This is a genomic window from Micromonospora sp. NPDC050187 (assembly GCF_044459745.1).
Lineage (GTDB): Bacteria > Actinomycetota > Actinomycetes > Mycobacteriales > Micromonosporaceae > Micromonospora.
In genome coordinates, this window is the sequence record NZ_JBITJH010000031.1 from 1 (window position 1) to 13,223 (window position 13,223).

Annotated in this window: 13 protein-coding genes and 2 pseudogenes; 10 read left to right on the top strand and 5 right to left on the bottom strand. The window is 66.4% G+C overall.

The genetic code is table 11. From position 1 onward, the window contains the following. The first annotated feature begins 415 nt into the window (after positions 1-415). The 7 genes and pseudogenes from ACIBJE_RS29140 to ACIBJE_RS29170 all read left to right on the top strand — a co-directional run bounded on the left by ACIBJE_RS29140 (position 416) and on the right by ACIBJE_RS29170 (position 6,326). On the top strand, positions 416-817 hold the full coding sequence (locus ACIBJE_RS29140) for a hypothetical protein (RefSeq protein WP_396753484.1): 402 nt from the start codon (positions 416-418) through the stop codon (positions 815-817). A gap of 18 nt (positions 818-835) precedes the next feature. Next, positions 836-1,246: pseudogene (locus ACIBJE_RS29145) on the top strand (SagB/ThcOx family dehydrogenase); the annotation flags it as partial. Between the two features lie 78 nt (positions 1,247-1,324). Continuing rightward, a complete protein-coding gene (locus ACIBJE_RS29150) occupies positions 1,325-2,608 on the top strand; it encodes an MFS transporter (RefSeq protein WP_396753485.1) in 1,284 nt (427 codons plus the stop codon). Beyond that, on the top strand, positions 2,605-3,099 hold the full coding sequence (locus ACIBJE_RS29155; RefSeq protein ID WP_396753486.1) for a hypothetical protein: 495 nt from the start codon (positions 2,605-2,607) through the stop codon (positions 3,097-3,099). Before ACIBJE_RS29150 ends, ACIBJE_RS29155 begins: the two co-directional genes overlap by 4 nt. Before the next feature lie 433 nt (positions 3,100-3,532). Then, positions 3,533-4,771, top strand: a complete 1,239-nt coding sequence (locus ACIBJE_RS29160; protein WP_396753487.1) for a helix-turn-helix domain-containing protein — start codon at positions 3,533-3,535, stop codon at positions 4,769-4,771. Between the two features lie 195 nt (positions 4,772-4,966). Continuing rightward, positions 4,967-5,137, top strand: coding sequence for a hypothetical protein (locus ACIBJE_RS29165; RefSeq protein WP_396753488.1), 171 nt, complete (start codon positions 4,967-4,969; stop codon positions 5,135-5,137). Beyond that, on the top strand, positions 5,124-6,326 hold the full coding sequence (locus tag ACIBJE_RS29170; protein ID WP_396753489.1) for a helix-turn-helix domain-containing protein: 1,203 nt from the start codon (positions 5,124-5,126) through the stop codon (positions 6,324-6,326). The genes ACIBJE_RS29165 and ACIBJE_RS29170 overlap by 14 nt, the downstream gene beginning before the upstream one ends. A 194-nt stretch (positions 6,327-6,520) precedes the next feature. Here the strand turns inward: ACIBJE_RS29170 and ACIBJE_RS29175 are convergent, their stop codons facing one another. Further along, positions 6,521-6,793 carry a hypothetical protein gene (locus ACIBJE_RS29175; protein WP_396753490.1) on the bottom strand — a complete coding sequence of 91 codons (273 nt, stop codon included), beginning with the start codon at positions 6,791-6,793 and terminating at the stop codon, positions 6,521-6,523. A 250-nt stretch (positions 6,794-7,043) separates the two neighbouring features. Between ACIBJE_RS29175 and ACIBJE_RS29180 the strand changes: the two genes are divergently transcribed. Then, positions 7,044-7,565 carry a SigE family RNA polymerase sigma factor gene (locus ACIBJE_RS29180; RefSeq protein ID WP_396753491.1) on the top strand — a complete coding sequence of 174 codons (522 nt, stop codon included), beginning with the start codon at positions 7,044-7,046 and terminating at the stop codon, positions 7,563-7,565. Continuing rightward, positions 7,558-8,832 (top strand): rod shape-determining protein MreC, encoded by a 1,275-nt coding sequence (locus ACIBJE_RS29185; protein WP_396753492.1) that lies wholly within the window; start codon positions 7,558-7,560, stop codon positions 8,830-8,832. Before ACIBJE_RS29180 ends, ACIBJE_RS29185 begins: the two co-directional genes overlap by 8 nt. An 84-nt stretch (positions 8,833-8,916) precedes the next feature. Here ACIBJE_RS29185 and ACIBJE_RS29190 read toward each other — a convergent pair whose 3' ends face one another. Beyond that, entirely contained in the window at positions 8,917-9,795 is an 879-nt protein-coding gene (locus tag ACIBJE_RS29190; RefSeq protein ID WP_396753533.1) for an IS5 family transposase, read from the bottom strand. After that, positions 9,779-10,360, bottom strand: coding sequence for a DinB family protein (locus ACIBJE_RS29195; RefSeq protein WP_363898818.1), 582 nt, complete (start codon positions 10,358-10,360; stop codon positions 9,779-9,781). The genes ACIBJE_RS29190 and ACIBJE_RS29195 overlap by 17 nt, the downstream gene beginning before the upstream one ends. A gap of 5 nt (positions 10,361-10,365) precedes the next feature. Between ACIBJE_RS29195 and ACIBJE_RS29200 the strand changes: the two genes are divergently transcribed. Continuing rightward, on the top strand, positions 10,366-10,494 hold the full coding sequence (locus ACIBJE_RS29200) for a hypothetical protein (RefSeq protein ID WP_255474673.1): 129 nt from the start codon (positions 10,366-10,368) through the stop codon (positions 10,492-10,494). A 166-nt stretch (positions 10,495-10,660) separates the two neighbouring features. On the opposite strand, the gene ACIBJE_RS29205 is transcribed toward ACIBJE_RS29200, so the two are convergent. Continuing rightward, positions 10,661-11,872 (bottom strand): low temperature requirement protein A, encoded by a 1,212-nt coding sequence (locus ACIBJE_RS29205; protein ID WP_396753493.1) that lies wholly within the window; start codon positions 11,870-11,872, stop codon positions 10,661-10,663. Positions 11,873-12,075: 203 nt separating this feature from the next. After that, a pseudogene (locus ACIBJE_RS29210) lies at positions 12,076-12,816 on the bottom strand (class I SAM-dependent methyltransferase); the annotation flags it as partial. Positions 12,817-13,223 lie beyond the last annotated feature (407 nt).

The following is a 13,223-nucleotide window of genomic DNA, read 5'->3' on the forward strand; positions in this document are numbered from 1 at the left end:
CCTGGTCCCGATGGCGACGCCGCCGCCAACACCAAGCCCGAACCTGCCACTACCGACGACGCGGCTACCCGTAACCAACTGCCGTTGCAGTACTAAGTGCTGTCATGTCGAGTAGAGCGCGTCCCGCATTGAGGCGTTGCCACCGTTTCGGTACCCGTGGCGCTGCGGCGCAGGCAGTAGGCAGTGGTCAGGCCGGTCCAAATGTCCACTTCAACATTGAGCCCTTCCAAGGTGACGGGTCTGGTTGCGGGTGGTGGGCAGGGCGGGGATCGACGTAGGGCGAGGCTTCCGGTAAGACAGCAGTCGACCAAAACCGGTGTCCTAACCGGAAGTTGCCTTACCCTGCCGTGATTCCCCTGTCCAACCGCACCCCGCCCCTGGGGTAGATATCTCCGATGTTAACCGTGCCGTCGAGATGCTCATCAGGAGTGAACTTCTTATCTCTGGCGATTGCGAGGGCGGCGATATTTTGAACCTCGGGGAGTGGGAGAGTTGGGGTGCGGAGGATCGTCACTTCCACGAACTGATCTGTGACGCGAACTATCCAGACACGGCGCAGGAACGTCATGTGCTCGCTGAGGCGATTACCTCCGACGGTGAGCCGGAGCCGCTGTTCAAGGAGTACCCCTCCGCCCCTGCGCTGCGTCTTCCGAGGGTGCGCACCGACGTTGAGATGGGTCTGACGGAGGCGTTGAAGCGCCGTCGTACTCACCGTGACTTCATCGGCCAGCCGGCGGCTCTCGACCATCTCTCGATGATCTTGGCTGAAGCCTGGTGTCCGCAACGGTTTGTCGACGCAGAACTGTTCGGTATGTAGCAGCCGCGGTCGAGTCCTTCTGCCGGTGGACGTCACGAGGTGGAGTGCTACGTCGCTGTTCTGGCTGTCGATGGGGTGCCGGCCGGACTGTATCACTATCATGCGGGCCGCCATTGTCTGGAACTGTTGGATCCTGGGTTCGGCAGGAATGCGGTGGGCCGGGTAACCTATGGCCAGAGGCAGTGCACCGGTGCGGCCTTCACCTGTTTTACCACCGCGCGCATCAGGCGCCTTTCCTGGAAGTGCCGGCACCCTCGCGCGTGTCGGCTCGTGATGTATGACGCCGGGCACTACGGTCAGACATTTTCCCTTATAGCTACGGCGCTGGGCCTCTGTCCGTTTCAGACGGCCGCATTTTTCGACACCGCTCTGGAGAAGGCGCTCGGGGGTCGCGCAACGATGAGTCCCCCGTCTATGTGCTCGGCGTGAGCTATCCGCAGCCGGTCAAAAACCCTCTGCTACCCTCCGATTACAAGTATCCGAGGTTGGTTGTCAGCTGGAGTGCAGATGGAATCGTCGGGGAACAGCCCTCACGGAGGGCTAGCAGGTGACAGGGCTTTTAGGGCCTATGTTTCCGGCCAAGCGGTGTCGAGCTTCGGGACGTTCATGGAGTACACCGCGCTCTACTGGCTGGTCAACCGGGTGGCGGGAGGAAACGCCCTAGTCCTTTCCCTCGTGGCGGCGGTCCAGTTCGTGCCCATGCTGGTGTTGATTCGACCGGTTGGGCGGGTGGTTGGCCGGATGTCACGTCACCGCACGCTCCTTGTCACCCAGTATGCCCAGATGGCGGTTTCGGTCCTGCTTGCGGTGCCATTGCTTGTTTTCGGATGGGCTAGTGTCTGGTGGATCGGCGCGACGGCCTTGCTGCTCGGGTGTGTCCACGTGGTCGATTCTCCAGCGCGACAAATGTTCATGAAGGATCTAGTCGGTATTGAGCGGTTGCGCCGTGCGGTTGGCACCTACTCCACGGCAGTAGGCGGGGCCCGTATCGTTGGCCCGGCTGCGGCCGGATTCCTGATTGCCGGCATCGGCGAGGGGTGGGTGTTTCTCCTCAACGCCGTGTCGTACCTGGCGGTGGTCTTCTCTCTGAATTATGTGCGACGCGTGCGTGGCGATTCGATCGGTGGCGCGACGGTCACCGGCCAAAGATCCGGCAGTGAGGCGCGGCTCAACGGGATCCCCCAGGCGATCCGTCCAGCGCTTCTTCTCACCTTGCTGCTAGGCGGGTTTGCCTACCAGTTCCAGATTACCGGCCCGTTGATGGTTGTCACCGTTATGCATGACGACTCCGTTACCTATGGGTTGATCGGCATGTGCACTGCAGTAGGTGCGATCGTTGGTAGCGTCGTCTCGGCCCGGCGATCCGCGCCCACCACCGGCGAGTACGTGACCTGGGCAACTGCGTTCGGAGTTATGGCTCTGTTCGCCGCGATGGCCACTAGTTCCGTCTGGTTCGGTGCCGCGATGGCCGGCGTTGGTATGGCGCTGTCCCTGTTCACCACGACCGTCGTCGTTTTCATCCAACATCGCGCCAGTGACAGCGAACAGGGACCGGTGCTGGCTGCCTACAACGCTGCGTATATGGGGTTCATCCCGCCCGGGGCCGTCGTCGTGGGTGCTATCGCCGAATACCTTGGTGTCCGCTGGGGCATCGCGCTGCCGTCAGTCGCGCTCCTGGTCGCCGCCGGATACGCGGCGATCAAGCTCCGGACAACGCCGACCACCCGACCTGAGGAAGATCCGGAAGCGAGCACCGATCCGCTCGCCCGTAATGTCCAAGGAGCATTATGACCCATGATCCGATTCTCACCCAGCTCGTCGGAGACAAGGGCACCTTTGCCAGGGACCACTGGGGGCGTACTCCGATCCTGCGCAGAGGTACCTGGCGGGATGCCACGGCCGACCTTTTCGGGGTGACGAATGTACTCGCGACCTTGACTGGCAGCGCTCTTCGGCCGCCTCACGTCCGGTTAGTTAAGGGAGGTCGGCCCGTCCCGGCGGAGCGCTTCACCCACGCGGTGCGCATTGCTCACGGCATCATCACAGACGCCGTCGACCTGGAGCGTCTGCTGTCTGAGTTCCGGCAGGGCGCTACGTTGATGCTTGACTCTTTTGAGGACGATTCACCTCGGGTGCAGGAGGCGTGCCGGAGCCTGAGCCAGTCACCCCGCTGCCCGGTCGACTCGTACGTCTTTATCACGCCCCCCGGCGAGAAGGGCCTAGAGCTGCACTACGACATCAAGGACGTCTTCGGCCCTTGCTCTCGTCAGGTGTCGGTCTGATCTGGGGGTACACCTTCCAGTGCTTGGAGCCGACAAGCTGGACGAAGTCGTCCGCCGCCGTGTCAACGACTCCAACGCTCGGCGTTCCTCGACGGTCAATACGACCGGCGGCAACCTCGGTCCAGGTAACGCACCCACACCGAACTAACAGGAAACTACGGACTCAGGACACTAGCGTCGAGGTGGTGGTTGCGTTCCCGATCCGGTGGCCTTCCCTGGGGTAGATCACGAACTCGTGCTCGACGCCGAAGTGGCACAGCGCTCGGTGGAAGTACACGGCCTGGCCGAGGGGACATTGGTGATCAGTGGCGCATGGTGATGGCGGGGAGTGGGCATCGGGGCACCCCTTGTGATCGCGCTCGGGTGTACCGTCCGAAGTGACAGCCAAGCGGGTTGATGCCGGTGGGTGTCGTTCGACCTAGCGGGAGATGGCATGACCAAGCCCACCCTCGGTGATCGCCTTGCGGGAGTCCGCCGTGAGTCCACACTGACGCAGGAGCAGCTTGCCGAGCGGTCCGGTGTCAGTGTTGAGGTCATCCGGAAGCTGGAGCAGGGCAGCCGGGGTGCGGCTCGCCTCGATACCCTGCATGCGCTTGCTCGTGCCCTGGGCGTGTCGACGTCTGCGCTGCTGGGTGATGCGTCGCAGGCTGCTGCTCGGGGAGAGCCGGATCACCAGCAGTTGTCATTGGGGGAGATTCGCCGGGTGGTCGCCCCGGTGCGGGGGCTCGGTGGTGTCCCGCTGGTCGTGCCGGCGGCTGAGCCGCCCGGCCTAGCCACGTTGCGGGCGAACCTGCACGCCGCTGATCGGGTCTACAACGCTGGTGACTACGCCGTCGCGTTGAGGGTGGTGCCGCCGTTGCTGCTGAACGTACGCGCTGCCGTCAGTCTCGCTGGTGATGAGAGGCATGCTGAGGCATATGACCTGCTCGCCCGCGCCCAGCACCTGGCTGGCGGTCTGCTGATCCAACTGCGAGCCGACGATCTGGCGCACACCGCACTCTCGGGAGCCCTCGACGCCGCGCAGCGCTCCGGGGATCAGGTCGTGGAGGCCACCGTCATCCGGACGATGTGTTGGCTGCTGATGCGCCAGGGACGCATCTGCGAGGCGGCCGAGTTGGCGGTCGTCACCGCTGACGAGGTCGAGCCGCGACTGTCTCGGGCGACGCCGGCTGACCTCGCCGCGTGGGGGTGGCTGCTGCTGAGTGCCGCCGCAGCGCAGGCCAGGGACAATCGGCCGGATGAGGTGGCTGACCTCATCGGCGTCGCCGCTGCCGCTGCGGCTCGGATCGGTGAACAGGTGCCCGCCTCTGATCACCTGATGCTGGTGGGTGGGTTCGACAACGCCAAGGTGCAGATGCAGCGGGCAGAGGCCGCAGCCGTGGCTGGCGACGCGGGCCGGGTACTGGAGCTGTCCACGCTGGTTCCGCCCGTCCCCACCATCAGCACGTCGGCGTGGCGGCGGCACCGGCTGGACGTGGCGTGGGCGTACGCGGAGTTGCGGCGGTACGGGAAGGCAACGGCGGTGCTGACGCAGTTACGAAACACCGCACCCACCTGGCTACGGCAGCAGCGGTACGCGCGAGACACCGTGGACCGCATCGCAACGGGTCGCCGTCGAGCGATGACGGACGAACTGGCGGGCCTGGCCGAGCTGATGGGCTGCTCGCGCTGACTGGTACGTCACGTCCGAGTCGTTGAGGCGCGATCTTTCCATCGCACCATCCGTACCTGGGTGATCACCTTCAGCCACGACAGTCTGTGGCGGTGTGGTGACCTGCTGTTGCCTGATAGCTGGTCGTCGACGCCGGGCGCGGCGGTGATGGTCCTTCCATGAGCTTGCCGTTGCCCCGTGCCAACGGAGGTGGGGATGCAGGGTCATGGCGACGAGCCGGCGGTCAGCCGGGGCGAGCAGGTGGAGGCCGCCGAGCGGGAGGCGGCGCGGCAACGGCTTCTTGCGCGGGCCGAGGCGGAGCGGATACCGCCCGAGGAGATCACCCGTGCCGTGCCGGATCGGCGGTGGCGTCGTGGACAGCGGTGACCTGCTGCCGGTCGGTCGTCGGGTGGCGTACTGGCGGGGGCGGCGGAAGCTGTCGCAGCAGGTGTTGGCCGACCGGCTCGGCAAGTCCAAGAGCTGGGTCGACAAGGTCGAGCGAGGCGTTCGGTCGCTGGACAAGGTGTCGACCCTTCAGGACATCGCCGTCGTCCTGCGCATCGACACGGCGGTTCTCCTCGGCCAGGACGTCCAACCCGCTGAGGTGACAGAGCGGGCCGAGGGAGTTGCCCGGATCCGGGCGGCTCTGTCGACGTACGAGATCGTGTTAGGGCGGCCGGCGGCCCGCCGCCTCGTCTTGCCGGCCGACGAGCTGGCGCGGGATGTCGCCCATGCGTGGACCACCTTCCAGCACGCCCGCTACCCGCAGATGATCGACCTGGTGCCGGGGGTGTTGGCGGACGCGCAGCGCACCCACGTTCGCGATCCCGTGGCGGGTCGGGTGCCGTTGGTGGAGGCGTACCGGGTGACCGCGTCGCTGCTGATGAAGCTGGGCGAACCCGGCCTGGCGTGGTTGGCGGTCGACCGGGCCATGGTCGCGGCTACCGGTGACCGGGTGTCGGTAGCCGCCGCTGCCGTGCAACTCGGTCAGGTGTTACGTGAGTCGGGGCAGGCGAGGGTGGCGAAGTCGGTGATGTTGGCCGCTGCCTACCGGATCGCCCCGCCGGTGATCGAGTACGGCACCCCACCGGAGCTGTCCCTGTGCGGAACGCTGCTGGTGCAGGCTGCCCTGGCCGCTGCCCGCGACGGGGACGATCGCACCGCCGTCGAGCTGATCGACGAGGCCGCCGACATGGCCTCGTGGGTGGGGGATGGTCACGACCACTACCGGACCGGGTTCGGGCCGACGGCGGTGGAGTTGGCCCGGGTCGCCGTGGCGGTGGAGTTGGGCGACGCGGGGGAAGCAGTGGCCTGGCACGAGAAGGTGATCACGCGGGACGGCTGGCGATGGCTGCCCGCCGAGCATCGCGCCGCGTACCTGATCGACGCGGCCCGCGCGTATCTCCACGTCGACGATCCGGTCAGCGCGGGCCGGGTGTTGATGGATGCCGACCGCGTTGCGTCGGCGGAGGTCCGCCACCGACCGGCGGGCCGGGACATGCTTGCCCAGGTGGCCCACGACCCCGCCGCTCCGGTGACGCTCGTCCAGCTCGCCGCCGCCCTCGGGGTGGGCTGAGGATGACGGCACCGTTCCTGTCCCTGGCGCAGATCCGTAACCGGCTGATCCTCACCGCCCGCGCGATCCTCCGCGACCATCGACCCGGACCCGGCGGACGATGCCCGATCTGCCGGACCGCAGGCTGCCCGGCGGCGACCGCCGCCCGCGACGTTCTCCGCACCGCCGAAGGAATTCAGCAGCGAAGTGCTACCTCACCCGGCCGAGACGACCCCGAGCGTCGGACCCTCGATTCCGATCACGACGATTCCCGAGCTGGCCGTTCGGGCGACGCCGGTCAGATCTAGGGCCTGTGTCGAAGTCGGTGCGAGGGCTTGAGCCGGCTTGTGGATCTTCTGCGTGTTGTCGGACAGCGCCGTGTCCGGCCAGTTCAGCGGCCGGCCGCTCCCGTTCCGGGCCACACGCACCTTGACCAGCACGGGGCTGAACTGTGGGCTTTCGCCGCGCTGCCCAGCGGTCACCGCCATGGCCATCAGCCTGTGGGGCACTGCTCACACGCCGGATGCGTCTTGGTGGTCCAGCCGCCCCGAGATCGGTCGAGCCCATGGTCTGCCGGCTCGGCCTGCTCGGCACTGGGTGGCGCGTTTGCGCATCGCCGTCACGGCGGGCGGGTGGAGATGGTCGATCACCAAGAAGTTCCGGAGTCACGGCAACGTTTGCCGGGGTCGAGAGCGTAAGTAGTGGCCGTGAGATTGAGACTGAGGGGGCGGGGGGCTGATGCGCGATCGCGAGGATAAGGAGGTGACAGCCTTTGTACGGGCACGTTACGGATCGCTGCTCCGGACCGCCTTCCTGCTGTGCGGAGACCGAGGGAAAGCCGAGGATCTGGTCCAGACGACGTTGGCCAAGACGGTTGTGGCGTGGTCTCGGCTGGAACGCGCAGAAGGCGTCGATCGCTACGTTCAGCGCATTCTAGTAAACACCTTCGTGACCTGGAGGCGGCGTCGATCCTGGTGGGAACAGCCCTTGGGTCGGCTGGTGGAGAGGCAAGCACGCGACGAGTACGTGGGGGTGGAACAGCGGGACTTGCTCCGCCGGGCGTTGGAGGGGCTGCCAGTACGACAGCGTGCCGCCGTCGTACTGCGCTTCTACGAGGACCTGTCCGAGCAGGACACAGCGCACGTACTGGGTTGTTCGGTTGGCACGGTCAAGAGTCTTTCATCAAGGGGCCTGCAGACTCTGCGTAAGCAGTGGGCTGAGGCCGATTGTGTTGCTGATCAAGAGGTGCGCTATGTATAACACGACCGAGTTGCGTGACGGCCTGGCGGATCTGGCCGAGTCGGTGGTACCGACCGAGGGCTATGAAGGCAAGATCATGCGGCGGGCAGCCCGGCGTCGCGGGCGGCGGCGTATCGCCGCCGGAGCCGCGGCCGCAGTGTGCTTGGCGGTGCTGGTGACGATGTTTCGGGTTGTCGCATTCGGGTCCACACCGCAACTCGCTGCACCGCCGCCGGATGGGCCGTTCCTGGGCTGGTCCCCGGTGGGAAACGTGGACGCTGGCCTGGTACGTGAGGCCACCAGCGTCTGGGACCGTACCAATTCGGCAGGCCCGCACACTGATGTTCGGGCCCTTGTCGCGACGCGCCATCCACGCCTGCGCTCTACGGTGGTCGTCCTGCAGGGATACGACAAGCAGGGCGACGCGCGGTTGGCGATCTTCACCGGTGATTCCGGTGCGGCGGACGCCCTGCGGATGCGGGTTGATCGGCCGGCGCCCGACCCGGTGAAGACCCAGGTGATAAGTCTGGTCAGTCCACGGTTGTCCGGGGCCGCCGGCGAGGTTAGTAATGACCCCTGGGGCACCTATGCCATTGCCCTTGCCATGCCGGGCGTGACAGCGGTGCGGGTGTCGAGTACCGCAGTCGATGATGAGATGATACAAGAACCGGACGGACCCACCAGTCGCCTTGTTGTAAAAGGACTCCCGATCGCTGCGACCGCCCAGACGACGACGATCGCGGGGTTCATCAAGCCGAAGCGACCATTCGCCAGCCTGACGAAGGTGTTCGAGGTACCTGGTGAGGACGGTGTGGACGGCGACGCGCGGGCCGTACCCGCTGAGGTGGTCGGCAGGAACGGCCAACAGATAATCGTGGCGTTCCCGAAGGATCAGGAAGTCCGGCGGGGGCAGCTAGCCGTCGTCGCTGAAGGTTTGGTCGGACGCGTAACGGCAGTCGATACCGTCCGCGGCGAAGCCACTGTCGACCTCATTACCAGCACAGGATTCGCCGGCCAGGTGTACACGAATATCAGTAATGTTCCGGGTTCCGTGCGTGGCACCGGCGGAAAGCTGGTCATGGAAGGCGTTCCCGCAGACGGTGAGGTTTACCAGACCAACCGTGTCTTGATGCCGGATCCGTCCCAGCAGAGCAATCAGGTTGGTGCTGTCACGATCGGGCGAGCGTCTGCGGACAAGGCGGCAGGCGCGACCACGGTGGAGCTTACGCCAACAGCCGACCTTGCTAACCTGACTAAATTATCGATCATGACGCCATCCGCCCCCTGACGGCGGCCGCCGACGCAAGGATGCGCGGAGGCGACTCACCTCCGCGGATCCTCAACAGGTCTAAGGCGTGTTTCATAAACCGGTTCAGAGCCACTCAGTGATGATCGTGATGGTTAGGACGGCTTGGAAGTGGACTGCCAGTTTCTCGTAGCGGGTGGCGACGCCGCGGTGGCGTTTGAGTCTGTTGATGCCGTTCTCGACGGCGTGGCGTAGCCGGTAGAGGCCCTTGTCGAAGGTAGGCGGGCGCCCGCCCTTGGAGCCTTTGACTTTGCGGTGGGCGTCCTGGTCGTTCTTGCTGGGGATGCAGGCCTTGATCCCGCGTGAGCGCAGGTGGCCGCGGTTGCCGCGGCTGGTGTAGGCCTTGTCGGCCAGGACCAGGTCGGGGCGGGTGCGGGGCCGGCCCACGCCGAGGCGGGTCACGCGGATGCTGCGCAGGACGGGGATGAACTGCGGGCTGTCACCATGGTGCCCGGCGGTCACGGTCAGGGATAGGACCTTCTGCCCCTGCTCGCAAGCCAGGTGAGTCTTGGTGGTCAGCCCGCCCCGCGAGCGGCCCAGCGCATGATCGGCCGGCTCGTCGTGCACGCCGCCGGGCGGTTCCTTCTGCAGATGCCCGTCGGTGCGGGCGCCGGCGGCGTGTTGGTGGGCGCGGCTGGTCATCGAGTCCACGCTCACCGTCCAACCGATCCGGCCCTGCGTATCGCCCGCGGCCTGCAACGCCGACAGGATCTTGTCCCAGGTCCCGTCCCGCTGCCACCGGCGGAACAGGCCGTAGACGGTGGGCCAGGGCGCGTACTCAGCCGGGACGTCCCGCCATGGGGCGCCGATGCGGATCCGCCACCGGATCCCATCAATGAGCTGTCGCTTCTCCCACTTCGGCGGACGACCTGTCCTCGGGGCGGCAGGCAGCAGCGGAGCCAAAACAGCCCACTGCCCGTCGGTCAGGTCATGCCGCCTCGTCAGCCGACCTGGCGGCCTGCTCGATCTTCGCGCAGTAGGCTGCACGGGCCTCCTCGTCGATCTGGTTCTCGTGTTCGGCGCGCAACCCGGTCCGGCCGTCGAGGCCCTCGCGCAGGATATCGGCGTGCCCGGCATGCCGGATGGACTCGCCGAGGACATGGACCATGATGGCGAACAGGTTCGTGTCGGCATAAGGCTCCGGCCACCACGGCACGTGGCCGGGGGCGTCGAGGGGAAGCGCGTTGATCGTCGCGTCCGAGTGTTCCCACATGCGCCGGTAGAACGCGATGATCTGATCGCGGGTCTCGTCCTCGGTCGCCCACAGATCGCTGCCGTTGGAGTCCTGCCACCGGGGCAGCGGTTCCGGGGAAGGGCGGTCGAAGACCTCGCCGAAGTACCTGGCCTCAACGGTGGCCACGTGTTTGACGAGGCCGAGGAGGTTGGTCCCGGTCGCTGTCAAAGGTCGGCGGGCGTCGTATTCGGACAAGCCGTCGAGTTTCCAGAGCAGCGCCTTGCGGTCCCGCCGCAGTCTCCCGTGCAGGTTGGCTTTCGCGAAATCATCGATCATGCGGCATGAGCCTGCCATGGGCTACTCGTGGTCTCAAGATCCCGTACGTGGTCCGCAACGACCGGCAGAGCCGAGGCCTGGCCATGGCCACCGCCCTGACCTGCTACAAGAAGCTCGCGAGACTTGCCACGTGAGACAACCTCTTACGAAACACGCCTTAGGGCCTGCGTCGAAGTCGGTGTCAGGGCTTGAGTCGGCTCGGGCCGTCGCCACCCGCTTCGACAAACTCGCCGTCCGCTACGAAGCCACCAGCCACCTCGCCGCCATCAACGAGTGGCTGAAACCGACTTCGACACAGGCCTAAGGGCCCTCTGGCCGAAAGCCCCCCGCCAGAGCGGCCTCACGTAGTTCTCTGCGCTGCCCGCTGGCGACGAGGATCTCCGTGATGACCAGGCTGACACAGACGGCCGCCAGCAGGCCGAGCGCCACCACCGCCGACAGCTGGCCGGCGGCCGGGATGAGCGCCACGAGTAGCGCTGCGGTGATCAGTCGCGGCCAGACGACCCGTTTGAGCAGGCGGGTGATCCGCAGTTGGAAGCCGACGTGGGAGAGCAGGAACAAAGCTGTTCCACCGTAGAGGGCGTAGGAGGTCAGGCCGTCCATCTGCACGGGCGAGCGGACCAGTTCGTTGGCCTTGATGATCTCCACCACTTTGTGCAGTCCGACGGCGAACAGCATGATGCCGGCGATCATCGGCAGATGCAGGTAGCTGTAGGCGTCACGGGCGTAGGCGACCCGGCGCTGGACGGGGTTCTGGATCAGCGTCCGTTCGGCGGCGATCGCGACGACGTCGAAGTAGGTCCAGCCCAGTGCGGCGGCGGTGACGATGGCGAAGACGAGGGCCGCGATGAGCGATCCCGTCATCGGCACGCTGCTGCTGGTCAGACCAACCGCGATAAGCGACTCGCCAAGGGCGACGAGCACGATGAGGCCATGCCGCTCCGCCCAGTGCCGGGCCGAGATGATGTGCCACCCCCACGACCGCATCACCAGGGCGCGGCCGTAGTCGACGATGACGGCAAGCATCCAGAGCCCGGTCTGACTTGCCTTGACCAACCACGGGTCGTCGAACAGTCGCTGCGGCATGACGGCGGCGGAGAGCAGAAGGACGGAGGCGATGAACAGCGGCGCGGCGATCACCAGGACGATGCGCGGCCTCGTGTCGGGAACGGCGTACCAGCGCAGTGCCAGATGCACCAGCCGAACGACCACGAAGCACGCGACGAACACCACTGGGCCGGAGACAGCCGCGCCCTGGAGATCGGTGAATGCCTGCCGGACCGACACCGCCATCACCAGGGTGACCACCGTGACGAACAGCAGCGCGATCCGGATCAGCCCGACCCGAGTCTGGAGGCTGTTGCCCAACCAGGCATAGATGGACCACGTCGACCACAACAGGGCCAGCGCGAGCATCCCGTTCAGTACGCCGTAACCGGTGAAGTCGTCGTCCATCAACTCAACGACCTGGATGAACGCGAGGACGAACACCAGATCGAAGAAGAGCTCCACGCTGGTTACGCCGACGCCCTCGCGTAGCGGTCGAATGCCGCGTGGCGCTGGCGCTGACCTGCCATCGGATGCCCCGTCGTCCTCATTTACCACAGGGCAGATTGTGGCAGCCGGCCATACCGAAGATGCTCGAATCACTGATCGTGGACGCGCGGCCAAGGGGCCGTGGCGGGGATCCGACGTCGTACCCGGACGGGGCGGGATCAGGTGACAAGCAGGCGAAGGCCAAGCTCTGCGGCGTCGAGGTCGACGAGCCCACGGTTGCGCTCCGCCCAGCGGCCCGAGGCGAGATCGCCACGAAGGGCGCGCACGGCCCGCTGCTCGACGTCCGGCCCGACCCTGGCCCAGACCGACACGCCGCGACGGACGTTCTCGTCCAGGTAGGCCTCGGGCCGGCGCCAGTGGGCCTCGAAGAAGCCGTCGACGCAGTCCCACGGAATGGGCACCGGCTCCGTGCGGGCTCCGATCGCGCCGGCCAGCTCGGTCAGCGAGGGCCGGCCGGCAACGAGGTCCGCGACCTCAGGCAGGTAGTCGCGCGTCAGCCAGAACCGACGAAGCCATCCGGTGTCGCTGGTGTCGTGCGTGAACACCACCACGCGGCGGGCGACGCGCTGCATCTCGCGTAGGCCCGCGATCGGGTCCGGCCAGTGGTGAACGGTCGCGAAAGCCATCGCCGCGTCGAAGGACTGGTCATCGAACGGCAGGCTTTCGGCGGATCCCACCAGGCACGGCGGCGCTCCCGGGAGGCGCTTCGAACGCATGAGCGCCGATGGTTCCACCGCGAGGACGTAGCGGTCAGTGGGCTCGTAGGAGCCGGTGCCGGCCCCGACGTTCAACACCGTCCGCGCATCGCCGAGCGCAGCCCAGACCCTTGCGGCGATTCGCGGTTCGGTACGCCGCGTCACGGTGTAGGTGGCTCCGATGGTGTCGTACAACTGCGCACCGGACATGTCGCTGCCTCTCTGACCGTCACGGTCCCTGCACCACACGGGTGGTCTGGTGTCGCCACCCTGGATGCTCTGTCACGTGGGCAGCTTCATCACGTTAGCGGGTCGTCGATCGAAGCGGCTTGCGCTGCCCGCGCTGGCGTCGCGGCAAGTCTTTCGCGTGCGAAGACCACACATGATCGGCCCGGCACTTCTCCGAAGGGGCGGGAGCGCGGATGCGCATCGGAACTTCCGGAACCCACGGGACCGGAAAGACGACGCTGGTCGCGGCGTTGTGCGCGCACCCTGCCAGGCCACGTCGCGGCGGACGAGCCGTGCCACCTGGTTCTCGTCGCCCTGGGACAGACCCGGCACCGGAGTTCGGAGCGGGGATCAGCGAAAGGCCGAGGGTAGGCCGAGGGAGC